19 protein-coding genes are annotated in these 26,084 nt (G+C 39.5%); 12 read left to right on the top strand and 7 right to left on the bottom strand.

Annotated elements, in window-relative coordinates; genetic code table 11:
* Positions 1 to 58 precede the first annotated feature (58 nt).
* Together M3600_RS03155 and M3600_RS03150 are read left to right on the top strand one after the other, a co-directional pair.
* Positions 59 to 5,383, top strand: a complete 5,325-nt coding sequence (locus M3600_RS03155; protein WP_251644718.1) for a 5'-nucleotidase C-terminal domain-containing protein — start codon at positions 59 to 61, stop codon at positions 5,381 to 5,383.
* A 7-nt stretch (positions 5,384 to 5,390) separates the two neighbouring features.
* A complete protein-coding gene (locus tag M3600_RS03150; protein ID WP_233316539.1) occupies positions 5,391 to 5,972 on the top strand; it encodes a class D sortase in 582 nt (193 codons plus the stop codon).
* A gap of 36 nt (positions 5,973 to 6,008) precedes the next feature.
* On the opposite strand, the gene M3600_RS03145 is transcribed toward M3600_RS03150, so the two are convergent.
* The 3 genes from M3600_RS03145 to hxlA all read right to left on the bottom strand — a co-directional run bounded on the left by M3600_RS03145 (position 6,009) and on the right by hxlA (position 8,054).
* Positions 6,009 to 6,725: a 3-ketoacyl-ACP reductase gene (locus M3600_RS03145; protein WP_233316538.1), complete on the bottom strand. Its 717-nt coding sequence runs from the start codon at positions 6,723 to 6,725 to the stop codon at positions 6,009 to 6,011.
* 132 nt (positions 6,726 to 6,857) lie between these two features.
* Entirely contained in the window at positions 6,858 to 7,415 is a 558-nt protein-coding gene (hxlB, locus tag M3600_RS03140; protein ID WP_233316537.1) for a 6-phospho-3-hexuloisomerase, read from the bottom strand.
* A gap of 6 nt (positions 7,416 to 7,421) precedes the next feature.
* On the bottom strand, positions 7,422 to 8,054 hold the full coding sequence (gene hxlA, locus M3600_RS03135; RefSeq protein WP_251644717.1) for a 3-hexulose-6-phosphate synthase: 633 nt from the start codon (positions 8,052 to 8,054) through the stop codon (positions 7,422 to 7,424).
* Positions 8,055 to 8,234: 180 nt separating this feature from the next.
* On the opposite strand from hxlA, the gene M3600_RS03130 reads away from it, so the two are divergent.
* Complete coding sequence (locus tag M3600_RS03130; protein ID WP_233316535.1) at positions 8,235 to 8,603, top strand: winged helix-turn-helix transcriptional regulator; 369 nt, start codon at positions 8,235 to 8,237, stop codon at positions 8,601 to 8,603.
* Positions 8,604 to 8,642: 39 nt separating this feature from the next.
* Here M3600_RS03130 and M3600_RS03125 read toward each other — a convergent pair whose 3' ends face one another.
* Positions 8,643 to 9,038 carry a hotdog fold thioesterase gene (locus M3600_RS03125; RefSeq protein ID WP_396953776.1) on the bottom strand — a complete coding sequence of 132 codons (396 nt, stop codon included), beginning with the start codon at positions 9,036 to 9,038 and terminating at the stop codon, positions 8,643 to 8,645.
* A gap of 129 nt (positions 9,039 to 9,167) precedes the next feature.
* Between M3600_RS03125 and M3600_RS03120 the strand changes: the two genes are divergently transcribed.
* Positions 9,168 to 9,563: a MarR family winged helix-turn-helix transcriptional regulator gene (locus M3600_RS03120; protein WP_251644716.1), complete on the top strand. Its 396-nt coding sequence runs from the start codon at positions 9,168 to 9,170 to the stop codon at positions 9,561 to 9,563.
* 96 nt (positions 9,564 to 9,659) lie between these two features.
* Positions 9,660 to 12,788, top strand: a complete 3,129-nt coding sequence (locus M3600_RS03115; RefSeq protein WP_251644715.1) for an MMPL family transporter — start codon at positions 9,660 to 9,662, stop codon at positions 12,786 to 12,788.
* A gap of 36 nt (positions 12,789 to 12,824) precedes the next feature.
* Here the strand turns inward: M3600_RS03115 and bcaP are convergent, their stop codons facing one another.
* Positions 12,825 to 14,210, bottom strand: coding sequence for a branched-chain amino acid transporter BcaP (gene bcaP / locus M3600_RS03110; RefSeq protein WP_251644714.1), 1,386 nt, complete (start codon positions 14,208 to 14,210; stop codon positions 12,825 to 12,827).
* Positions 14,211 to 14,607: 397 nt separating this feature from the next.
* On the opposite strand from bcaP, the gene M3600_RS03105 reads away from it, so the two are divergent.
* Positions 14,608 to 15,615 carry an AI-2E family transporter gene (locus M3600_RS03105; protein ID WP_233316530.1) on the top strand — a complete coding sequence of 336 codons (1,008 nt, stop codon included), beginning with the start codon at positions 14,608 to 14,610 and terminating at the stop codon, positions 15,613 to 15,615.
* Between the two features lie 40 nt (positions 15,616 to 15,655).
* Here M3600_RS03105 and M3600_RS03100 read toward each other — a convergent pair whose 3' ends face one another.
* The gene (locus M3600_RS03100; RefSeq protein WP_233316529.1) at positions 15,656 to 15,844 is read right to left on the bottom strand and encodes an aspartyl-phosphate phosphatase Spo0E family protein; all 189 of its coding nucleotides are present in this window, start codon (positions 15,842 to 15,844) and stop codon (positions 15,656 to 15,658) included.
* Positions 15,845 to 16,008: 164 nt separating this feature from the next.
* Positions 16,009 to 16,845, bottom strand: coding sequence for an undecaprenyl-diphosphate phosphatase (locus tag M3600_RS03095; protein WP_251644713.1), 837 nt, complete (start codon positions 16,843 to 16,845; stop codon positions 16,009 to 16,011).
* 251 nt (positions 16,846 to 17,096) lie between these two features.
* Here M3600_RS03095 and M3600_RS03090 point away from each other — a divergent pair, with 251 nt between their 5' ends.
* From M3600_RS03090 to M3600_RS03065, 6 genes are all read left to right on the top strand, one after another.
* Positions 17,097 to 18,068, top strand: a complete 972-nt coding sequence (locus M3600_RS03090; protein WP_251644712.1) for a carbohydrate kinase family protein — start codon at positions 17,097 to 17,099, stop codon at positions 18,066 to 18,068.
* A 111-nt stretch (positions 18,069 to 18,179) separates the two neighbouring features.
* Positions 18,180 to 19,127 carry a phosphoglycerate dehydrogenase gene (locus M3600_RS03085; protein WP_251644711.1) on the top strand — a complete coding sequence of 316 codons (948 nt, stop codon included), beginning with the start codon at positions 18,180 to 18,182 and terminating at the stop codon, positions 19,125 to 19,127.
* A 114-nt stretch (positions 19,128 to 19,241) separates the two neighbouring features.
* Entirely contained in the window at positions 19,242 to 21,329 is a 2,088-nt protein-coding gene (locus M3600_RS03080; RefSeq protein WP_251644710.1) for a methyl-accepting chemotaxis protein, read from the top strand.
* 319 nt (positions 21,330 to 21,648) lie between these two features.
* Positions 21,649 to 23,373 (top strand): ABC transporter ATP-binding protein, encoded by a 1,725-nt coding sequence (locus tag M3600_RS03075; protein ID WP_237941856.1) that lies wholly within the window; start codon positions 21,649 to 21,651, stop codon positions 23,371 to 23,373.
* Positions 23,370 to 25,232, top strand: a complete 1,863-nt coding sequence (locus M3600_RS03070) for an ABC transporter ATP-binding protein (RefSeq protein WP_285854675.1) — start codon at positions 23,370 to 23,372, stop codon at positions 25,230 to 25,232. Before M3600_RS03075 ends, M3600_RS03070 begins: the two co-directional genes overlap by 4 nt.
* A 255-nt stretch (positions 25,233 to 25,487) precedes the next feature.
* A complete protein-coding gene (locus M3600_RS03065) occupies positions 25,488 to 26,033 on the top strand; it encodes a hypothetical protein (protein WP_233316523.1) in 546 nt (181 codons plus the stop codon).
* Positions 26,034 to 26,084: the final 51 nt, after the last annotated feature.

Here is a 26,084-nt window from a genome sequence, read left to right as displayed (position 1 = left end):
TTACAATATTAAGATATCTTTAATTGGTAAGGCAATTTATGGACCAAGGAGGATATAGATGAAGGGGAAACAAAGTTTTAAAATTTTGTCAATATTGCTAATTTTCACTTTAGTTATACCGAACTTCTTAGGCAATTTTACTCCAAGTGTTTCTGCTGCAAGCCAAACGGCTGATGACTTATTTATTTCTGAATACATAGAAGGCAGCTCAAACAATAAAGCAATTGAAATTTTTAATGGGACTGGCAGTGAAGTAGATCTTGCCAGCTATAGTCTGGTACTTTATGCCAATGGTAAGACAGAACCTAATACAACATTAAAGCTTGAAGGGAAGCTTGCAGATGGAGATGTGTATGTTATCACACATAGCTCTGCCAGCGCCGCAATAAAGGAAAAGGCTGATATTCAACATGGTGTCGTCAACTTTAATGGTGACGATGTAATTGAGCTCAAAAAAAATGATGCAGTCATCGATGTGTTTGGCACTGTTGGTGTGCAAGAAAAATGGGGAGATGGTGCTGCTGAAAACCATACTCTTATTCGCAAAAGCTCTGTAACGAAAGGAAGCATTGGAAGTGAGAGCTTTGATCCAGCATTAGAATGGGATATCTATGATATTGATCATTTTGCTGATCTTGGCAAGCATACTTTTGGAGATACAGACAATGGAAGTGAAAACCCAGGACAAGAGGAAGAGGAAACTCCTTCCACTCCAACAGACAAAATCTCTATTTCTGATGCACGAGCAAAAAATGGACAAGTTGTAACAGTTGAAGGTGTTGTAACTGCTGATAATGAAGGAATCGGCGGCGGCAAGCTATCAACATATATTCAAGATGATACAGCAGGTATCAATCTATATGCAAATAATGCTGGCAGTTTCCCGGCCCTAAAAGAGGGACAAAAAGTAAAAGTAACAGGAAAAGTCACAGAATATAACAAATTGCTGGAAATAGCACCAAATGCTGATGGAATTGAAATCATATCAGAAGGAAACGCAGTACCAGCACCAATTGAATTTTCACTAGAAAACATGGCAGATGCTAGTCTTGCTGAGCAAAAAGAAGGCCAGTTAGTTAAGTTTAAAGGGTATGTACAATCCATTCCTGCCACTCCAGCTGGAGGGGGCTATAATGTTTCCGTAATTGATGAGAACTTTAATGGAACAACATTGCGAGTAATGGAAGGAACACAGGCTATATCTGCTATTGAAGCAGGAAAATGGTATGAGTTTACAGGTGTATTGAGTCAATATAATACTTACCAAGTGTTGCCAAGAAAGGCATCTGACGTAACATTGCTTGCTGAGCAGCCTGATGCACCAACTTCAGCAGGAGAATATGAATCTACTGTTAGCAGTGTAGTAGACGGAGATACTATTCATCTTGAATCACCAGTTCTTGGGGCGACAAAGGTGCGTTACGTGAATATTGATACACCGGAAACGTATCATACTCCAAAAAATGCTGCTGATGAAAGTCAGCTAGAGCATGGACAAGAAGCAAAGGCATATTTAAATTCCCTATTAAAACCAGGTGATAAAGTAATCGTTAAGGTCGGAGAAGAGGCAACAGATGACTATGGAAGACTGCTTGCTCAAATCATCCGCAAGAGCGATAGCTTGAATACAAACTTGGAAATGGTTAAACAAGGGTATGCATCGACTTACTTCATTTGGCCAATCGGAGAGGAAGCTGAATATAATCAGTTTCAATCTGCGGTAAAAGAAGCAAAGGACAATGGCAAAGGTATCTGGAATGCAGAGAATCCTCTAGAAGAATTGCCATTTGAATTCCGGGCAAGAGAGCAAGGTAAAGGATTAACGAGATATGTCGGAAATTCTGAGACAAAGGAATATGTGGAGCCTTCTAAATTTGCAGAGGTGCCTGTTGAAAAACGCATCTTCTTTGCAAGTGCAGAAGAAGCAGAAACAAATGGCTATAAAGCTAAAAATCAAGGAAGCAAGGAAAATATTAAACTGCAGCTTTTAAGCGTTAATGATTTGCATGGGAAGATCAGCGAAGAATATGCAGATGGTTCAAACACAATTGGCAGAATGGATTATTTAGCTGCATATTTACGTGAACGAGAAGCTGAAAATCCTAATACACTGCTTGTACATGCTGGTGATATGGTAGGCGGTAGTCCTCCTGTATCTGCATTGCTGCAAGATGAGCCAACTGTAGAAATTATGGAATCATTAGGGTTCGATGTTGGGACAGTCGGAAACCATGAGTTCGATGAAGGTGTGGACGAAATGCTGCGCCTCATTAATGGCGGAGAGCATCCAAACGGAACGGAAAACTATGATGGCATTAATTTCCCAATGGTAGCGGCAAATGTAGAATACAAGGATACAGGTAAGCTAGTGCTTGATCCATACACAATTAAGGAAGTTGAAGGCGTGAAAGTTGGATTTATCGGTGTTGCAACGACTGATACGCCAAATATGATTATCAGTAAAGGAAATGAAAATATTCGCTTCACAGATGAAACAGCAGCAATCAACAAATTCGTACCAGAGCTGCAAAGTCAAGGTGTTGAAGCAATCATCGTCCTTGCTCACGTTCCTGGCAATCAATCAGGTGACAGTGCGACAGGTGATATTGCTAATATTGCGAAAAACGTAGACGATGCAGTCGATGTTCTATTTGCAGCCCATAATCATGTGAAGATTGATGCAGTTGTTGATAATAAGCTGATTGTTCAAGCTGGAGAATATGGCAAAGCATTCGCAGATGTAGAGCTTGAAATTGACCCAGCAACTGGTGATATCGTTAAAAAATCTGCTGATATTGTTGATGTAGTGCAGGCGGGTGTCACACCTGATCCAGAGGTTTCTGCAATCTTAAACAAGTATTCGGAGGAAGTTGGTCCGAAGCTGAATGAGGTAATTGGAGAAGCAGCAACGATTTTGGAAGGTGGCTATGCTACAAAAGGTGCAGTTGGCGATAATGCGCTCGGAAACTTGATTGCAGACGGCATGCTTACTGCAATGGATAGTGACTTTGCGCTGATGAACGGCGGCGGCATTCGTGATGACTTAAATGCTGGTGACATTACTTGGAATGAATTGTTCAATATTCAGCCATTTGGCAATACTTTAGTTAAGCTGGAAATAAGTGGTGATGACTTACGGGAAATTTTGAACAGCCAATTCAGCAGCTATGGTCCTGATGTCAGTATTGGCGGCTTCTCCTATACATGGGACAGCAAGCAAGGATCATTTGGTAAAGTTGTTGATATCTTCTTGCCAAATGGAGAAAAAATTGATCCAGATGGCAAATATACAATAACAGTGAATAACTATATGTACCCACATAGCAGCGATAAGTATTTGCTTGCTAAGCTTGGTGAAAACCCTGTTCAAGGGGGAGAAGACCTGCAAGCGACTGTTGATTATGTGAAAAGCTTCAATGGTCCGATTTCTTACAATACGGGAAGAATCTCAGAAGTGAATGCTACTGATGGTCCAACAGGCAATATTTCAGCACAGCTATTAGGTGTAAATGACCTACACGGTAAAATAGATGTTACTGGAACAGTAGATGGCGTTAATTATGGTTATGCTTCTTACTTGGCAACCTATTTAAAACAGCATGAAGCAGAAAATGAAAACACATTACTTGTTCATGCAGGCGATATGATTGGCGGCAGCTCACCAGTTTCTGCATTGCTTCAAGATGAGCCGACAGTTGAGATAATGGAAGCATTAGGCTTTGATGTCGGAACTGTTGGGAACCATGAGTTTGACGAAGGTGTGGACGAGATGCTCCGCATGATTAATGGCGGCGAGCACCCGAATGGCACTGCCGGTTATGACGGCATGAACTTCCCAATTGTTGCAGCAAATGTGGAATATAAGGATACAGGTAAGCTTGTGCTTGATCCATATACAATTAAAGATGTGGATGGCGTAAAAGTAGGCTTTATCGGTGTGGCAAATATTGATACACCAAGCCAGATTATTGCAAAAGGAAATGAAAATGTTCGTTTCACAGATGAAGCAGAAGCGATCAATAAATATGTTCCTGAGCTTCAAAAGCAAGGAATAGAGGCAATTGTAGTGGTTACTCATGTTCCTGGAAATCAAGATGCAAACAGTGGAGAAATTACAGGAACTATCGCTGATATCGCGAACAAAGTGGATGATGCGGTTGATGTTATCTTTGCAGCACATAATCATGTGAAAATAAACGGTTTAGTTGATAATAAGCTGATTGTTCAAGCATGGGAATATGGCAAGGCGTTTTCTGATATTGATTTAGAAATCGATCCAGTTACGAAGGACATTGTGAAGAAATCTGCTGAAATAGTAGATGTGAAACAAGAGGGAGTTACACCAGATGCAAAAGTGCAAGCAATTCTTGATAAATATCAAGACATAGTTGGCCCTAAGCTGAAGGAAGTTGTTGGAGTAGCGGCAACGGATATTTTAGGTGGTTACGCTTCAAAAGGGGAAGTCGGTGACAATGCACTTGGTAACTTAATTGCTGATGGCATGGTAGCAGCAATGGACAGTGATTTTGCTTTAATGAACGGCGGAGGAATTCGTGATGACTTGCTTCAAGGTGAAATCACATGGGAGGAATTGTTTAATATTCAACCATTCGGTAACACGTTAGTTAAATTAGAGCTGACAGGTGCTGAATTAAAAGAAGTGCTTAATACTCAATTCAGCTCATACGGTCCAGATGTAAGCATTGCAGGCTTTAAGTATACGTGGGATGCATCACTTGGTGAATTTGGAGAAGTAGTTGATTTAATGCTGCCAGACGGCTCAAAATTAGACTTGTCTAAAACATATACAGTTGTTGTTAATAACTATATGTACCCACATACTACGGACAAATACCGTTTAACTGAATTCGGTGAAAATCCTGTACAAGGACCGGATGATCTGCAGGCGACAGTAGATTTTGTTAAGTCATTTACAGAGCCGATTTCATACAGTGCAGAAAAACGAATTTCTGAAATCACTGATGAAGACACAGAAACACCAGGTGAAAGTCCAGAAACACCAGGTGAGAATCCAGAAACACCAGGTGAAAATCCAGAAACACCAGGTGAAAATCCAGAAACACCAGGTGAAAGTCCAGAAACACCAGGTGAGAATCCAGAAACACCAGGTGAAAATCCAGAAACACCAGGTGAGAGTCCAGAAACACCAGGTGAGAGTCCAGAAACACCAGGTGAAAATCCAGAAACACCAGGTGAGAATCCAGAAACACCAGGTGAGAATCCAGAAACGCCTGATAAAGAGACAAATCCAACACCTGTGCTGCCGAATACAGCAACAATGGACTATAATTATCTTCTGATTGGGTGTATGATGCTAGTAGTAGGAAGTGTTGTACTATTCGTAAAAAGAAGAAAGGCGTAAGCTGATAATGAAAAAATTGAAATGGTTTGCCCTCCTGCTTATAGTAGGAGGAGCGGTTTTTCTCGGATTGGGAGCATGGAATATAGCTGAAACAAAGGTGAAAACAGAGCAATCATTATCAAAGGCAGAAGCTGTGGTTAAAGAGAAAAAGGACGATTGGGTGGATGAGGAGCAGGATAATCGTTTCGTGCCTCCTACAGGGGAATCGGTCGGCATTTTGGAAATACCAAAAATCGAAGGGAACTTGCCGATTGTAGAAGGAACAGATCCGGATGATTTGGAAAAAGGTGTCGGACACTTTAAGGGCAGCTATTATCCGAACGAAAATGGTCAAATTGTCTTATCAGGACATCGTGATACGGTGTTCAGAAGGGCTGGTGAATTAGAACTCGGTGATGAGCTGAGAGTGGTGCTTCCATATGGAAGCTTCTCCTATGAAATCACGTCCACAAAGATTGTTGAAGCAGATGATCAGACTATTATTACGTTGGATAATACGAAAGAAGAGCTCGTCTTGACCACTTGCTATCCTTTCAGCTTTGTTGGCAATGCGCCGCAGCGCTATATTATTTATGCGAAAAAGGTGTGAAAAAAAGCAAACTCGTCCGCCGAGTTTGCTTTTTTCTTATGGATTAGTAGACCACATACCAGAAGTCTTAATAAATACACGAGAGTTAAGCTTTAATTGTGCAACCATGTATTCAGCCAAATCTTCTGGCTGCATTACTTTTTCTGGATTTCCGTCTGTCAGGTTTGTATCGATGGCAAGATCTGTAGCCACTGTGCTTGGTGTTAACGCCGTTACACGGATATTATGCTTGCGCACTTCCATCATTAACGATTCAGTCAATCCCAATACAGCAAACTTAGAAGCACTGTATGCACTTGTAACAGGTGCGCCCTTTTGTCCAGCTGTTGAGGAAATATTAATGATATCTCCAGCTTTTCTGTCAATCATTCCTGGAAGCACCGCTCTTGTTACATAGTAAGTACCCATTAGATTTACCTTAATGATATTCTCCCATTCTTCAGCAGATAGGTCGAGGAAGCCGCCGAATTTAGCAGTGCCAGCGTTGTTAATTAAGATATCTATTTGCTTTAACTCAAGATTGATACTGTTTACAGCATCAATAACAGATTGGTTGTCAGATACATCTGCTGTTGCAATTGCAACAGATACACCATACTGCTTTACTTCTTCTGCAACTTTTTTTAAATTGCCTTCTGTTAACCCAATTAATCCTAGGTTTACGCCTTCCTGTGCAAGTGCAATAGCAGTCGCACGTCCGATGCCTCTGCCAGCACCTGTAATTAATGCCGTTTTTCCTTTAAGTGATTGCATAATTTATTTACTCCTTTATCAAGTTAGTTAAGTCTACAAGAGACAGACTAAATAAAGCCAAAGCCAATATACTATATAATGGAACCATTATACAATCAATTGGCTTTGGCTTATAAGGCAGCCTATATAAGTTTATTCCAAATTGGCATGTTTACCATACATTGTATTGGAATCAAGATTTCTTACTTCCATATATTTCAGGATGACACTGTCCAGTGTAAGCAGCATAAGCTGTTCAAATAAGGAGCCCATTGGCTGAATTGTTTTAAAGTCACTGTTTGTTTTATCCTTTGGTGATCCAGGCAGTTTAATCGCTGCATCAGCAATTTTGCCGATTGTGGATTCTGGAAAAATCGTCACAGCGATGACATTGCCGCCAATACTTTTCGCTTTTTCAGCAATCGAAATAAGGCCCTTCGTTTCACCTGATCCAGTGCCGATAATCAACAAGTCTTCCTTTTCGAAGTTGGCAGTTACAGTTTCACCGACTACATATGCATCAATGCCCATATGCATCATTCGCATTGCAAAGGATTTAAGCATAAAACCAGAGCGGCCTGCTCCTGCAACAAATACCTTTTTGGCTGACAAAATTGCCTCAACTAGAGAGTCAGTCTGCTCAGTGGAAACATGTGTGGAGGCTTCTTTCAGCTCAGCTAAAACAGCCTCCAAGTATCCGCTTGTGTTCATAGTCTGTTACCCTTGAAGGATCAATTCTTTAAACTTAGCAGCAATCTCTTGTAAGTTATCTTGGCCTGTGATGCCGCCGCCGACAATAATTAAATCAGGCTGTGCTGCAATAACCTCAGGAAGAGTATCTAACTTAATTCCGCCTGCAACAGCTGTTTTTGCATTTTTTACGACACTTTTAATTGCTTTCAAGTCTTCAAAAGAGTTTTTGCCGACTGCTTGCAAATCATAGCCAGTGTGTACACAAATATAGTCTACACCGAGCTCATCTAGTTCTTTAGCACGTGCTTTAATATCTTTTACAGCAATCATATCAACGAGGATTTGTTTGTTTTGCTTTTTCGCTTCAGCTACAGCACCCTTGATGGATTCATCTTCTGCAACGGCAAGAATTGTTACGATGTCAGCTCCTGCAGCAGCAGCTTGACTTACTTCATAACCAGCAGCGTCCATGATTTTTAAATCAGCAAGAACTGTCACGTTTGGGAATGCATCTTTCAGTTCTTTAACAGCGCGAAGACCTTCGTTTATAACAACCGGTGTTCCGATTTCAACAACGTCAACATGATCTGCTACTTGAGATACTACTTCAATTGCTTGCGGGATATTTACTAAATCTAATGCTAATTGTAATTTCATTTTAAACACTCCTTTTTTGATTGGGGCTTTTTATTATTTGCCTAACAAAGCCGCCTTGATTCCTATTTCTTGTACAATGTCGATTATACGGCTTATAATTTTAATACGTAAGTACGCACTTTATTTATATATAGTGTCTAAAAGTATACTAAGTATGGGAAAAGGAATGGAGGAGTGTCTATGAGCCGCATGGAAGATAAGGTCTTCAATTGTGAGAAAGAGCTGACTTTAGGTATTATCGGCGGAAAGTGGAAAATGCTGATTTTATGGCATCTCGGCAAAGAGGGGACGAAAAGATTTGGTGAGTTAAAGGCATTAATGCCAGGTATTACACAAAGAATGCTTGTAAACCAGCTTCGTGAACTAGAGGAAGATCTTATTGTAAAAAGAGTCGTTTATCCAGTCGTTCCGCCGAAGGTTGAATATTCCCTTACGAAAGAAGGGGAAAGCTTAATGCCTATCCTCGACAGCATGTACAATTGGGGTAAAAATTATATAGAAACTGTTCTGGACAGTCCGCCTGAAATCAGGGATATAAGTACAAACTAATTCATATAAAGAAAGGGTGCATCTTATGGATGCGCCCTTTTATTTACGCTTATTCACGACTGCAATCGTGCAGCGGGAAATCGATATGAGTTTGCCTTCTTCATCCTGAATTTTTATTTCATATACCATGCTGCTTTTTCCTTGATGGATGACAGATGCGATTGCTGTAACGATTCCGTCTTTTTTGGAGCGGATATGATTAGCATTAATTTCCTGGCCAAAGACAGCTGTGCTTTCTAAATCGACAAGACTTGCAGCACCTAAGCTTGCAACCGTTTCTGCTAAGGCAACAGAAGCGCCGCCGTGCAAGTAGCCAAAAGGCTGTCTTGTTCTTTCATCAACAGGCATTGTGGCAATGCATGTTCCATCTTCTTTTACTTCTGTTATTTCAATTCCCAGTCTTTCCATAAGTGTGTTTTCATTAGTGAATTTCATATGCATTAGCCCCTTCATTTTGAGGTCATTATAGCATAGTCTCTATGCAATGAGAAAAAATAAAAGAATAAAAAGAAACTGATTGACATAAAAACAAGGAGAAAGTTAAAATGTTTAATAGTTAAGTAGTTGAACTATTATTTGGGGGTGAAAGCAATCAGCAGCAAAAAAATTAAAGATGTCGTCGATAGGTATGTGGACATCAATTTCTCTGTAAACCGGAAATTGGATAATCTCATTAGAATGGAAATCGGAGATGTTCTCACTTGTGAACAGCACTACACAATGCGCCACATTAACCAAGTGAAGGTTTGTACATCTTCTGAACTGGCTGCAGTGTTCGGTGTTAATAAAAGTGCGATTACATCTATTATTAATAGACTTTTTGAAAAAGAATGGATTGAACGCACAAGGGATGAAAAAGATCGAAGAGTCATTTATTTGACATTAACAGAAAAAGGCAATGCGATTTTTACGAAAATGGAAGAAAGAATACATCGCTTAGTGGAGAGGTCTTATCAATAAATTTGATGATCAGGAAATTTCAGGCTTTTTAGCAACGTTTGAAAAGCTGGACAAATTAATAGAAGAAAATAAAGATACGAAGACGGAGGTCAAAGAGTGAATAGCATTCTCAAAGGAAAATGGATTGTTCTTGTTCTGTGGATAGCAGCTATTGTCGGGCTGTTTATGATTGCTCCGAATATGGGGGATCTTGTCAGAGAGAAAGGGCAGGTAAGTGTGCCAGATACTTTTTCCTCTGCAAAAGCAACAGAAATCATGGATGAGATTCAAAGCCAAGAGAACCAAGGTGATCAGTCGTCAGTTGCACTTGTTTTTCATAGCAGCAAGAAATTGACTGCAGAGGAAAAGGCAGAAACTGAGAAGGCTGTTAAAAAGCTAGAAGCAGACAAGGAAAAGCTTGGCATCACAGAAATTCTCTCCTCTTTCACAGATGAAAGTCTTAAAGACCAGCTTGTCTCTGACGATGGCAAAACCATTCTTGTATCACTAAAGGTCAGCTGGAATGACAGAGAAGCAGAAGAAGTCAGTAAGGCATTATATGACGAATTAGAAGAGTTTAAAGTAGATCATTATTATACAAGTAATTGGATGATTGACCAAGACTTAACAACAAGCTCAGAAGAAGGCTTAAAAAAGACAGAAGGTATAACGGTCGTATTTATACTTGCTGTACTTTTAATAGTATTCCGTTCGGTTATAGCGCCGTTCATACCGCTTATAACAGTCGGATTGAGCTATTTGGCTTCCCAGTCAATCGTATCTATCCTTGTTGATAAATTCGATTTCCCTATCTCTAATTACACACAAATCTTCCTTGTTGCCGTTCTATTTGGTATCGGTACAGATTACTGCATTCTTTTATTAAGCAGATTTAAGGAAGAGATGATGCATAGCGAAAGTATTGCAGAAGCTATTGTTGAGACATATCGAAATGCAGGAAGAACAGTGCTGTTCAGCGGAATAGCAGTTATGATCGGGTTTGCTGCTATCGGTTTCTCTCAGTTTAAGCTGTATCAATCAGCATCAGCAGTTGCTGTTGGTGTAGCATTATTATTAGTAGCGTTATTTACAGTCGTACCTGCCATTATGGTGCTGCTCGGGAAGAAGATCTTTTGGCCTTCAAAAGGCAGTGCAGAGCATGGTGACAGTAAAATCTGGGAGATTGCCGGCCGCTTCTCCATCAAGCGCCCTATTATTGCACTTGCCATTGTTGCTGCAATCACTGTTCCATTCCTTGTTACATATGATGGAACACTTTCCTTTAACTCATTGGATGAAATCGGCGACGATGCACCGTCTATCAAAGCTTTCAACGCAATTGCTGACAGCTTTGGTCCAGGTGAATCGATGACAACAACCATTACCATTAAAAATGATGAAGAAATGGATTCTATTGAATATCTAGGCTTGGCAGAAAACATCAGCAAGGAATTAGAGAAAGTAGACCTTGTTAAAGATGTCCGTTCCGTCACAAGGCCAACAGGAGAACCAATTGAGGATCTCTATATTTCTAAGCAGGCTGAAACATTAGAAGAAGGTCTGGGCGAAGGTAAGGACGGCATTGATCAAATCAGCGAAGGCTTGCATGAAGCAGGAGATCAGCTGTCCAAATCAGGACCTCAGTTAAATGACGCAACAAGTGGCATTAATGACTTGATTAAAGGTACTGATGAAGTTAAAACAAATTTAGGTACAATACAGACGAACTTAGCTAAAATAGAAGACGGTATCCGTCAAGGTTCTGCTGGGTCTGATGAGATTAAAGCAGGACTGGAGACAGCGAAGTCAGGTGCTGAAGATCTTCTTAAGTATCATCAGCAATTGCTGGCTGGCTATGAACAAACAGAATCAAACTTGTCTACACTTCTTACTAATTACAAGAAGACTGAAGATGGTTTAAAAGAACTTAATGACGGTTTTGCTAAGATTGAGCCTGATTACTTTACCGGTCTTGAACAAAGATACAATGGTATTAGCAGTGACCTTGCTTATAAAGGTATAAAAGAGGCAGTGCAGGGCGCACAAAATAACTTACCTAATTTATATAGTGGTATTATGAACATAAACGCAGGCTTAGTTAAACTTCAAGCAGGTGTCAGTGAAGCCAACAACACATATGGCGAAATTTTAGAAAATCAAGCTGCTGTAAGTACAGGACTAGAACAGCTCATCGCAGCCATCGAACAACAACAAGCCGGCTTAAACCAATTAGCTGACGGGCAAGGCCAAATCGTCGACAATATGCCGAAGCTGACAGGCGGGTTAACAAGCATTAATGACGGACAGAAGCAGCTGCTTGATGGATTTGGTGACATTAACGGACAGCTTGGCGATTTGACTGAGGGCTTGAATCAAAGTGCTGACGGGCTTGATCAAGTGTCAGACGGCTTGAACTCAGCAACAGATTATTTATCTGGTTTATCCAAAAATGACCAAAATCAATTTTATTTGCCTGAGGAGGTGCTAGAAAGTGATGACTTCCAAGGGGCTTTAGATGCTTACTTATCTAAAAATAATAAAATTATGACAATGGATGTAGTCTTTTCAGCGAACCCTTATTCTAATGAAGCAATCAACCAAATTGACGATATAAAGGATACGGTGGAAAGAGCAACTACGGGAACGAAATTAGAAAATGCAGAAGTGGCAGTTGGGGGAATTACCAGCACCAATGCGGATTTGCGCACAATGTCTAATCAGGATTACTCGAAAACGGTGCTGTGGATGCTTGTAGGAATTGGAATCGTCCTCATTTTCTTATTCCGTTCCATCATCATGCCGGCATATATTATCGGTTCACTTATTTTGACATTCTATACAGCGATGGGAATCAATGAAGCGATTTACGTCAATCTGTTAGGATACACGGGAATAAGCTGGGCTGTTCCGTTCTTCGGATTTGTTATTCTTGTCGCACTTGGAGTGGACTATAGTATCTTCTTAATGGATCGCTTCAATGAATACAGAGATTTATCGATTGGAGAAGCAATGCTTGAAGCAATGAAGAAAATGGGGACTGTCATTATCTCAGCAGCAGTCATTTTAGGTGGGACGTTTGCAGCGATGATGCCATCTGGCATGCTGTCACTGCTGCAAATAGCAAGCATTGTATTAGTTGGCTTGTTCCTGTATGCATTGATTATCCTGCCGCTATTTATCCCTGTTATGGTCAAGAATTTCGGTGAAGCAAACTGGTGGCCATTTAAACGGCCAAATAATGAGTAAAAAAAAACGGGAATCATCTGATTCCCGTTTTTTTTATTAGGATGATGCTTTATTTGCGTTAAGCTTGCTGTTTCTGTAGCCGTATCCGATATAGATAACTAGTCCGATTGTCAGCCATACAGCAAATCCTTTCCATGTAAATGAGCTTAGCTGAAGCATAAGGTATACACAGAAAACAATGGCCAAGCCTGGGATAAGCGGAACAAACGGTGTTCTAAAGCCTCTATTTAAATCAGGCTGTTTGACTCTCAATACGATGACTCCTAGTGAAACTGCTGAAAATGCGAATAATGTACCGATATTTGTAAGCTCTGCTAGCTGGTTAAGTGGGACAAGCCCTGCGAAAATAGCAACTAAAGCAGAAGTGACCCATGTGCTGACAATTGGCACTTGGCTCTTTGGGCTGACTTTTTGCAAAGGTTTCGGTAATAGACCGTCTTTGCTGATTGCATAGAACAAACGAGTTTGCCCAAACATCATTACCATTAAAACGGTTGTAATACCAATGATGGCACCTAGTGAAATGAGACCGGCAGCCCAGTTTTGATTTATAAAAGCCAATGCGAATGCTACTGGATCTTTAACGTCAAGCTGTGCGAAAGGCACAATTCCAGTCAAAATAAGGGATACAATAATATATAGAACTGTACAGATAGCTAATGCAGATATGATTCCGATCGGCAAGTTCCGCTGCGGATTCTTTACTTCTTCAGCTGCTGTGGAAACTGCGTCAAAACCGAAGTATGCAAACACAACAACTGCTGCACCTGTGGCGACACCTTGGAAACCGAATGGCATAAACGGTGCCCAGTTATCTGGTTTTACGTACCAAACCCCAACTGCGATAAATAATAGAACAACAGCAATCTTGATGACAACCATCACGATGTTCAGCTTCGATGATTCTTTAATCCCTCTCGTTAATACGAGTGTAATAATAAATACGATTACTATGGCAGGGATATCAATATACGTGCCTGCTGCAGGATTATAAGCACTTGTCATGAAGGTCGGCAAATGGATGCCAAATCCTGCAAGCAAGCCTTGGAAATATCCGGACCATCCGCTTGCAACCGCAGCCGATGCGAGTCCGTATTCTAGCACTAAGTCCCAGCCGAGTATCCATGCAATAACCTCTCCAAAAGCTACATAACTATATGTGTATGCACTGCCTGATTCTGGTATCATCGATGCAAACTCAGAGTAGCACAAAGCTGCGAATGTACATGCAAGCCCAGCGATAATAAATGAAAGTATAAGTGCAGGTCCGGCATACTTTGCTGCTGCTACACCTGTCAGAACAAATATCCCTGTTCCAACAATTGCGCCGACACCTAGCATGGTTAAGTCAAATGCGCCAAGTACACGATTTAACGAAGTAGCTGAGCTAGTGGAAACAGCTTTTTTACGAAAAATGTTCATAAGAACCTCCTGATGTCGAAATAGATCGAAAAATATCTATAGTTGAAACTTTTGTCCAGTTTACTAGGATTTTAATAAACTGTAAAGAAGAAATTTTCAAAAAAATATAAACATTATTGCTTGAAAATGCTGAGTTTGACAGCTTTGTGAAAAAACAACCACTATTTACCAAACAGTAGGAGAAAAGGACAAGTGTTGAAAGGGGGTTGTCCTGATGAATGATTCGAATTTCCTCCCATCCTTAATAAATTACACTTGTTATTTTGTGCAACTAAATTGATAATAAGATATAGGAAAGTTTTTAAAGTTAAAAAATTTTTGGATAACGCTGGAAGAAATTTCATGTTTGAAGTGATTAACTTGAATCGCTTATTTTATTGGTGTCAGGAGTCTTTTTATGGGTGAGTACAAAAATATCTTTGCTAACAAGGATATAAAGAGATTCTTTATTCTTGTTTTGTTTGCTGTCATCCTCTATGCAGTGAGCAGTATGATTAACTTAATATTATTTACGTTCATCTTTGCTTTTTTGATGGATCGATTTGTCGAGTTATTTTCCAAAAGACTTCCTATAAAGCGGAGCATTATTGCCATCGCATTATATATCATTGTCATAGGTGCGCTAGTGTACGGAATTTCCGCCTATTTGCCAGTCTTTATTGAAGAAATTAAACAATTGGTGCGCAATATAATCCGTTTTTACATGAGACCGAATGATAATCCGGTTATCAACTACATGATAGAGACAATTAGCCGTTATCAGGTCCTTAATTATTTAGAGCAGGGCTTTTCCTTCGTTCTCGGTTATTTTACGAATATCGGTAAACTTGGTCTGCAGCTGTTTTTGGCTATTATTTTAAGCTTGTTTTACTTATTGGAGAAAGACCGGCTCAAGCAGTTTTCTCATAAGTTCAATGAAAGCAAGATTGCTCCGATTTATCGTGAATTGAGTTATTTTGGGAGTAAATTTGCTGGAACCTTTGGCAAGGTAATTGAGGCACAATTCATTATTGCTTTAGTAAACTGTGGCTTGACGACGATTTCCTTATACTTTCTAGGTTTCCCGCAGCTGTTTGGCATTGCCATGATGATCTTCATATTAGGGCTTATTCCTGTTGCGGGCGTCATTATTTCGTTGATTCCATTATGTATCATTGCGTTTTCGATAGGCGGTATTGCGAAGGTAGTAACAGTCATTATTATTGTAATGGTAGTGCATGCAATTGAAGCATATATACTTAATCCGAAGCTTATGTCCTCAAAAACTGACTTACCTGTATTTTTTACCTTTATTGTCCTGATTTTTTCAGAGCATTTCTTTGGGGTATGGGGACTGATTGTAGGTATCCCAATTTTTATTTTCTTATTGGATATTTTAGAGGTTAAGGATAAAAATAGGATTTAATATAAGGACAGGTGCATTTATTGCACTTGTTTTTTTGTAGTTAATCTTTCTTTTTTTTGCACATTCGTTGGTACTTAACTAGATAGGAATCAAGCAGCTGGCTTGTCCTGATTGTATTTGGACTTGAAAAGCCTTCGCTTGAAGCAATTTGGACCAACTCATCCCTTAAATGGTCTATCATTCGCAGCAATTCCTTGATGTCTTCCGTTTCCTTCGAAATGTTTGGCATTTTTGGCAGGCTCCTTGGATTTGAACTTACTTTTTGCATGTTAACAAAATAAGGGAGAAATAAAAAGTATTTTCCTGCCAGTATTCCATAAAATGAAGGAAATTAGTTCTTTTATACTGATTGGTTTTCATATGAAAAAAAAGAAAGCTTAAAAGCTTTCTCTTTTAGAAGAATACAAGAATGATGATAACCGCTATAAGGATGCGGTAAATGGCAAATGGCACCAATTTAACTCTGTTTATTAATTTTAAGAAGAATCTAATGGAAATCAATGCGAATATAAATGCGCTGATAAAGCCTGCGATGAAAAACGGCAGAACATCTCCAGTTATGTATTCCCAGTTCTTCAATAGTGATAAAAGGCTTGCTCCTGCCATGATTGGAACTGCCATGATGAAGGTGAAGTCTGCTGCAGCGCGGTGGCTTAAGCCCATCAGCACTCCCCCTGATATAGTAGATCCAGAGCGGGAAAAACCAGGCCATAAAGCGATACACTGGAACAAGCCGATGAAGAATGCCTGTTTATTAGTGATTTGATCGACAGTTTCTGCTGTGATTTTTTTCTTTTTTTGTACATAATCAGCAATAATCATTAAAACAGCTCCAGCAATCAATGCGTAAACGACTGTGCGAATGCCAAAGAGCTTCGAATCGATATAGTCTTCAAAAAGGAAGCCAAGAACTGCAGCAGGCAGTAAACCGATAATAATTTGTACAAGACTTAATTTAGGTCCTTCGATTTTTTTGCCGTTAATATCTTTTTTCAGGCCAAGTAAATTCATAAAACGACCCCAGAAAAGAATGACAACAGCTAAAATAGACCCTAATTGAATAACCACCTTGAAAGTATTGGCAACCTGAGGGTTAAACAATTCTCCAGATTTAAGCAGCAAATCATCCACGATGATCATATGACCTGTTGAGGAAACAGGTGCAAATTCTGTTAGTCCTTCCACAATCCCTAAGATGATGGCGACAACTATTTCCCATAAAACGTCCAAACTATCCACTCCTAATGCTTTATATGTAATTAATAATCTATTGATTTTATGCGCATCTCCTATCTATCATAACAAATTTATTTGAAAAGAAAAACTCCCATTTCTATAGGCATCTACCCTCTTTTCCATAAGCCATAGGAACTAAACTAAGTCCACCAATATATTAACGGGAAAAAAACCAAAAGGGTTTCACATTATTTGGTTTTTACAATAAAATAGGAGAATATGAACAGATAGAGAGGAATAAGAAGATGAGAATAGTACATCAAGGGGCAATTGCTATCGGTGATGCTTTTATAGATTATTTGTCTATTAATGAGAACAATGACAATTATGAAAAGCGGCTTGGAGGAGCTTCTGTGAACCTGGCAGTCCATTTAAGCAGATTCGGTATTCCAAGCTTTTATGTGACAAAGCTCGGAAATGAACAAGATAGCCAGTTTGTACAGGAACAATTGGCTAAGGAAAATATTAAGCTTGATTATAGTGTGCTGTCGAACGGAAAGCTGCTTCCAAGTGTCTACATTCATTTAGATCAAAATGGGGACAGGCATTTCCACTCCTATGAAAATAAGACACCTGATGATGTCCTGTCAGTTGATGATATTAAAGAGGAAGCCTTCTTGAATAAATTGCTGTTCTATTTTGGCTCGGGAACCTTATTTCATGAAGCGGCAAAGGAGGCAACAGTAAAAGCAATTATGACAGCAAAAAACCATGGTGCTTACATTAGCTTTGATGCCAATATCCGCTTGAAAAGATGGGAGAGCGAAGAGCATTGCCGAAGCACTATTCTGTCTTTACTGCCGATTGCTGACATTGTTAAGTTTTCAGAGGAAGAGCTTCTTTTCTTACTAGAGGAAGAAAGTCTTGATGCGGCATTGAGTAGAGTAAAAGAAATGAATATTCCCCTTTTATTTGTGACAGCAGGAAAAGCCGGGTCATATGCTGTTTTTCAAGGGCAAGTGCAGCATGTTAAGAGCAAAGCAGTACAGGCAGTTGATACGACAGGGGCAGGAGATGCCTTTATGGGGGCAGTGTTATACAGTATTTATACAGATGGTTTTCCTGCCAACATTCAAAAGGCTGCTGATTATGCCTGCAATGGGAACATAATGGGTGCATTAATTGCCAAGGAACCAGGAGCATTGCCTAACATTGGAGGCTACAGCAATATTGCCGAAAAATTTTTTACTAATCCTCATAAAAACCAGCTCTTCTAATAAAGAGCTGGTTTTTTATGTTAGAAATTATTCCATTGAATGTGAAATTAGTTAGAAGATTTTGTATAATACAACTATTATGTGAGCAGTTATTTAATGGGGGGAAGAATCATGACAAATATTTTACTGTCTTTAAGTGAGGGTTTTACGAAAGAGAAGCGAAAGCTCGAGGAGGAATTAGGCAAGCTTGGTGTTTCGGTAACAAGTATTACAACAAAAAAGGAAAGTATAACAGATTACCTGCATGATGCAGAAATTATTGTGACTGGGGTAGAGCGGATTGATCGAGACACGATAGCAAATGCTCCAAATCTCAAATATATTTCCAAGTTTGGGACTGGTGTTGATAATATTGACTTGGCTGCTGCATCAGAACGAGACATTATGGTTACAAATACTCCCGGCCAAAATGCATCTTCTGTTGCAGACCTTGCAATAGGTTTGATGCTGTCTGTTTCAAGAAATTTAACAAAATCAAATGAAATAGTTAAAAACGGCAAATGGCTGCTGCATATGGGCAATGAAATTGAAGGAAAGCGGCTTGGAATCATTGGATTTGGAGAAATTGGCAAAAAAGTTGCCAAGCGGGCAACAGGTTTCGATATGGATATAGTCGCATTTGCAAATTACCAAGATGAAAAAGAAGCACAAAGGCTTGGCGTGCAATTTGTCAGTCTGGAAGAACTGCTAGCCACATCTGATTATGTAGTAATCAGCACTAGTCTAAAAAAATCAACTTATCATTTAATAAATGAAACGAGACTTTCCTTAATGAAAAGCTCTGCTTATTTAATCAATATTGCTAGAGGAGATTTAATCGATGAAAAGGCGCTTATCGCCTGTTTAAAAGCTAACAAGATAAAAGGAGCTGCATTAGATGTTTTTAGCAAGGAACCGCCTGTGCTTGAATTAGTTGAGCTTGATAATGTTATCTGTTCTAGTCATATAGGCGGGGCTACAGAGGAATGTTCAGCGAGAATAGGAGATATGGTGCTAGGAAATATTAAAAGCTACTTACGAAAAGGAGAAATACAACATAAAGTGACAATAAACGACTAAAAAGAATATTTTTTATAAATAATTTATTCAGAAAAATTTAGTTTTTTGCTATAATGAATAGGTAATTTGATTTATATGAATATTTTCATAAATAGCCCAAAAGGAGTAGTATTCATGAAAAGCAAAAAGTCTAAATTTTTCAAAAAGAAAGAAGGTGGCACTAAAGTAACAGCTAGCATACGAAACTGGAAAAAAGGAATTAATACTGTGTTTGCAAGACTGGGGAAAAATAGAAAGACAAAGACTAAGTTCGTATCTATACGAAAAAAGCTTATATTCTCCTTTCTCACTATTCTCCTAGTTCCCAGCTTAATTATTTCCATTGTTTCCTATGTAATAGCAAAAGATAAAATTGAACAAAATCTAATTGTTTCCTCACATGAAAGTGTCAAGTTTATTCATAATGAAATTGCATCTATAACAACTAAGAAAGAGCAGGATGCAACCTTTATGGCGAATGCAATTGATGATTCAATGCTCGACGGAGACAGAAATGAAATAAGAAGAATATTCACCCAATACTTAGGACAGAACCAAGATGTTCTTAATGTTTACTATGTTAGGGAAGATGGAGAAGTATACATAAATGCAAATCAGGAAGTGCCAGATGGAATAGATTTTCTCGATCAAACCTGGTATAAGGAAGCTGTTAATTCAGACGGGAATGTTGTGATGCTCCAGCCGAGGGAGGATGAGCGAACAGGGAATTCGATTGTTACGTTCTCTAAGGTCACGTATGACAAGAAAGGTGCCATTGCAATCGATTTAAAGATCAGTTCTTTAAAGGATATGATCAGAGGCTCGAAAATCGGTGAACAAGGATATATGCTGCTCCTGGATGCACAAGGAAACTATATTTATCATCCTAATTCAAAAACTGGTGCAAAGGATAATTCACAGTGGATTCAGGAAATGTATAAAGAGAAGGAAGGCGAAGTAGCCTTTACTGACGAACAGCAGGAGAGGTTAGCAATTTATGAGTCTGATGAAAAAACAGGCTGGAAGATTGCTGGCGTTATGGATCAATCGGAGATAGGAAAGGCGTCTTCGACTATTTTTTCAACAACAACGATTGTGCTGATTGCGGCAATTATAATTGGCGGCGCACTTATTTTCTATATTATCCGCTCTATTATTATGCCATTGAAGCTGTTGGCTAAAAGTGCAGAACGAATTTCCGCCGGTGATTTAACAGAAGATATTTCGATTAAAGCAAAGGACGAAATTGGTTTGCTTGCCAAAGGCTTTACAAGCATGCAGAGTCACTTGCGAGATGTTGTTACAAGTCTGAATCATTCGATGGAGCAGGTGACTGCCTCTTCTGAACAATTGGTGGCAAGTGCTGGTCAAACGACAGCTGCTTCTAATCAGGTGACTACATCTGTGCAGCAAATTGCTCATGATGCAGAGAACATTACGACAAGTATTGGGCAAAACTCTACTTCGTTAGAGGAAGTTCTTCAAGATGTAATGAAGATTGCAGATAAATCAACTGCTGTCGCAGCTCTTTCCAAGGATGCACATCATTTGGCTGAAGAAGGCGGAGCATTTGTTGAGAAAAACTTGAAACAAATGCAGTTTATTCACCAGTCTATTAAGCAATCAAATAAAGTGATTGAGGAATTAAATATCCGCTCCAAGGAAATCGGCAAAATCATTCAAGTTATTGGCTCCATTGCTGATCAAACTAATTTACTGGCTTTAAATGCGGCCATTGAATCAGCAAGAGCCGGAGAGCACGGCAAAGGTTTCTCCGTTGTTGCCAATGAAGTTCGCAAGCTTGCAGAACAATCGCAGGAGTCTGCTAAGCTTATCTCTGCCCTTATTGCTGACATTCAAAAAGATACAGATCAATCGGTTGTCATCATGGGAGAAGTATCAAAAAATGCTGAAGCAGGATTATCCATCTCAGAAGCTACATCTGACAAGTTTGCCCAAATTATACAAAGCACAAAAGAAATGGGTCCGGAAATGGAAGACGTATCTGGGGCTGCACAGCAAATGTCTGCAGGCCTACAAGAGGTTTCCTCCTCAGCCAATGATATTGCCACAATTGCACTTGGCAATGCAGCAGGTGCCCAAGAGGTGGCAGCCGCTTCAGAAGAGCAGCTTGCCAGCATGGAAGAAATTAATTCCTCTGCTAAAGCTTTGACAAAAATGGCAGAAGAGCTGCTTGTGATTGTTAATAAATTTAAAGTGTAAGACAAAAACCCGCCGGCAAAGCGGGTTTTTTTGTGCAAGATTGCTGTTCTTCTATATTAATTGACATCAAAAATACCCTTTCCTTATAATTAGTTAGCCTGCCTAATGAAAGGAAGAATTGTCGCTTTGTTTATAAATAGGAACAGACAGGTTGAAAGGTTTTCTTTAAAAGATAAAGGAAATGATAGTACAAAGTAAATGTATGAAAAGAGCAAGAGATATAGCAGTTAATAATAAGTTTATTGAGTTGCTAAATGAGGTATACAGTGAAGCTGTCGAGAGATTATAGCAACAATGAAGGAAGATTGGAGGGAAATGGATGAAGAAGCTGCTGCTAGGATTAAAACCGTATAAGATAGGGGTTGCGATCGTACTGTTATTAACACTGTTCAGAGTACTGGCAGAACTGTTTTTGCCGACAATTATGGCTGATATAGTCGATAATGGAATTGTAAAGGACAACCGCCCTCTAATGCTGCAACTAGGCGGATTGATGATTGCAGTCGCTGCCTTTGGCACGGTATGTGCTTGTTTTTCAAGCTATTACTCCTCTAAAGTTGGATCATCTTTTGCAAAGGACTTAAGAAGAAAGATGTTTTATAAGGTAGAGAGCTTCGGAATAGAGGAAGCAAATCAAGTAGGAATTTCCTCGCTAATCAACAGAACAACAAACGACGTAAGTCAAGTGCAGCAAGTAACAATGATGATATTAAGAATGGTTGTGTTAGCGCCAATGATGTGTATCGGCGGGATTGTAATGGCAATATCAAAAAATGCGAAGCTGTCCTTGATATTCCTAGTGGCCATCCCGGTACTCGCACTTACTATCTATCTTGTTATAAAAAAGGGCATCCCATTATTTAAGGTGATGCAAAACAAGCTTGATAACCTTAATGGTGTGCTTCGAGAAAATTTGACTGGTGTTCGTGTAATTCGCTCCTTTAATAAAGAGGAGTTTGAACAGAAACGTTTTCGTCATGCTAACGAAGATTTGACCACTACTGCTTTAAAGGTCAATAAAATTATGGCGATTACCATGCCGATTATGATGATTGTTCTTAATTTATCTACAGTTGCTATTATTTGGTTCGGTTCTATTCAGGTAGACCAAGGAAATATGCAGGTCGGTGACATCATGGCGTTTGTCCAATATGGAATGCAAATTATGTTTTCTCTTATGATGGTCAGCATGATATTTGTAATGATGCCTCGTGCTTCTGCTTCTGCAGAGCGTATCAATGAGGTACTTGAAATTTCGCCAGTAATGAAGGATAACGAAACAAACAGTCAAATGCTACGCAGAGGAGATGTAGAATTTCGGAATGTGAGTTTCTCTTATCCCTTGGCAGAAAAGCCAGTGCTTGAGCATCTTTCGTTTCAAATGAGACCTGGAACGACAACTGCCATTATTGGCGGGACAGGCTCAGGGAAATCCACAATCCTTCATTTAATAGCAAGATTTTACGATGTGAATAAAGGTGAAATACTTGTAGATGGAATGAATATAAAGGAGTATGCTCAAGGCGATCTGCGCCAGCTAATCGGTTATGTGCCGCAAAAAGCTGTCCTTTTTACAGGGACAATTGCCGATAATATCCGATTTGGAAAGGAAGATGCTACAGAGGCAGAAATACGGAAAGCTTTGGAGATTTCCCAATCGAAGGAGTTTGTCGATGAGCTGGAGAAGGGCATCTATTCAGAACTTTCACAAGGAGGCGCAAATCTTTCAGGCGGACAAAAGCAGCGTCTGTCCATTGCGAGAGCACTTGTAAGAAAGCCGCGCATTTACTTGTTTGATGACAGCTTTTCCGCCCTTGATTATCGAACAGATGCTAATTTAAGAAAAGCGTTGAATAAGGAAATTACGGATGCAAATGTTGTAATCGTTGCACAAAGGGTCAGCACCATTAAAGATGCAGATACTATTATCGTCTTAGACGAAGGAAAGATTGCAGGGATTGGCACACATGAGCAATTACTGGCAAGCTGCAGTGTGTATCAAGAAATCGTGAAGTCACAAGGTGTAGTGGAGGAGACAGTATGAGTGGACATAATAATCAAAGCAAGCATCCTTCACCTATTCCCTCAAGAGGACATGGTGGCCCAAGAATGCCTGTTCAAAAAGCTAAGGATGCAAAAGGGACGCTAAAACGGCTTGCTCGTTATCTTGGTACCTATAAAATCCAGCTTTTATTTGTGATTGCCGCTGCGATCCTAAGCACTGTTTTTTCCATTTTCAGCCCGAAAATATTAGCTGAAGCAATTGATACGCTTTTTAATGGGCTGATGAATAAAATGAACGGTGTGCCAGGGGCAGAAATAGATTTTGCTGCAATCGGACAGGTCCTTGTCTGGCTTATTCTTTTATATATTATAAGTGCGTTGTTTATGTATATACAGCAGATCATTATGGTTAATATTTCGCAAAAGACAATCTTCCAGCTTCGCCAAGAGGTGCACGAAAAGCTGGAAAGACTTCCGCTTAAATATTTTGACAGAACACCACATGGTGAAACATTGAGCCGAGCCATTAATGATATTGATAATATTAATAATACGCTGCAGCAAAGTGTCACTCAATTGATTACATCTGTCATTACATTTGTCGGTGTTATTATTATGATGCTTACGATTAGTCCTGTTCTTGCCATTGTATGCTTTTTAACTATTCCCTTAAGCATACTAGCGACAGTAAAAATCGCTAAGCGCTCACAAGTGCAATTTCGGAGCCAGCAAGCAACACTCGGTGCGTTAAATGGGCATATCGAGGAGATGTTTACCGGGCATCAGATTGTTAAGGCATTCGGCCATGAGGAAAAAGCGATGGAGGAATTCGACAGCATTAATGACAGGCTGTATGAATCCAGCTGGAGATCTCAGTTTATTTCTGGGCTTATTATGCCATTGATGCAATTCATCAATAATTTAGGCTATGTATTTGTTGTTGTTATCGGGGCGATTTTTGTTTCGGCAGGCAGAATTACTGTCGGGGACGTGCAAGCATTTATTCAATATGCAAGACAATTTTCACAGCCGATTCAGCAGCTTTCTAATATTTCAAATATCATTCAATCGACGATTGCTTCTGCTGAGAGGGTGTTTGAGCTGCTCGATGAAGAAGAGGAGCCGAAAGATACCAGCAGAGTGAAGGATATAGAGCAGCCGCAGGGCGCAGTAGACTTCGATGCAGTTTACTTCAGCTATAAAGAAGATGAGGAGCTTATTAAAGATTTAACGATTCAAATTAAACCGGGTCAGAAAGTGGCAATTGTTGGTCCGACAGGTGCTGGAAAAACTACATTGATTAACTTGCTGATGAGATTTTATGATATTGACAGCGGGGTTATTAAGATTGATGGTGTTGATATCTCAACAATGGATCGAGGAGCTTTACGAAGTATGTTTGGCATGGTTTTGCAAGACACATGGCTGTTTAAAGGGACGATTCGCGACAATATAGCGTATGGTAAGCAAGGTGCGACAGATGAGGAAATAACAAGAGCTGCAATGCTTGCAAATGCCGAGCATTTCATCCGCACATTGCCTGAAGGCTATGACACAGTCATTAATGAAGATGGTTCGAATATTTCCGGGGGACAAAAGCAGCTGCTTACAATTGCAAGGGCACTGCTGGCAAACCCAAGCCTGCTGATTCTAGATGAGGCAACGAGCAGTGTTGACACTCGAACGGAAGCACAAATTCAAGAGGCAATGGCAGAGCTGATGAAAAATCGAACCAGCTTCGTCATTGCACACAGGCTTTCAACAATTAAGGATGCAGACATCATCCTTGTCATGAAACACGGGCAAGTGATTGAACAGGGCAATCATGAAGAATTACTTCAGCATAAAGGTTTTTATGCAGATTTGTATTACAGTCAATTTTCAGAAGCGACTGCTTAATGTCAGCAAGAAAAAGAGCGGAGAACTGTCCGCTCTTTTTTTGTGTTAATCCCACTCTAAGACTTTAGTCCGAGCAAAGATAATACTAAAGATTGTTCACCAAAAAGCTGTTAGTATATATGATAAAGATAGGAAAATGCTTCATTTAATGGATATATGCCTATTGATATAAATGAACCATTTTTTCAATAAATGGAAACTTTTTGCATATGTTAGTCGTTATACAATAAAACGGTTTTTTGGTGGAGGTAAAGAATGGATGAGCATATTGTTTATTTAATACTAAGTGATACTGGCACCTTGTTTACACGGTGCATTAAGCTTTTTACAAAAAAACCGCATAACCATGCCTCTATTTCTTTTGACTCCCAGTTGATTGAGGTTTACAGCTTTGGACGAAAGAAGCCGAATAATCCGTTTATAGGCGGATTTGTCAGAGAAGATATAAGGGATGACTTCTTTAGAAATGCGTGTTGCGCGATTTACAGCATTCGCGTCACAAAAGAGCAGCTTGATAAGATGAAGGAGATTATTCAGCAGATTGAAAAAGAAAAGCATTGTTACCGCTACAATTTGCTCGGTTTATTCTTTATTATGTTAAACATTCCTTTTCCGCGTAAAAACGCGTATTTTTGCTCACAGTTTGTTGCTTCCGTTCTTCATGAAAGCGGAGCTTTGTATTGGAATAAGCACCCATCATTAGTAACGCCGTATGACTTGCTTGATGATTATAAAATGGAGCATATATATGAAGGGAAACTGCAACATTATTTTCATTTGCAGCCTATCTCTTCCTTTTAAGTTATTTTCATTTTTCTTTTGCACTTATTCATATTTCCTAGCCATCAAATG

It is taken from the genome of Niallia sp. MER 6 (assembly GCF_023714395.1).
Classification (GTDB): domain Bacteria; phylum Bacillota; class Bacilli; order Bacillales; family Cytobacillaceae; genus Niallia.
Note: the sequence above shows the minus strand (reverse complement) of the source record. Positions and strands in the feature narration are given on the sequence as shown.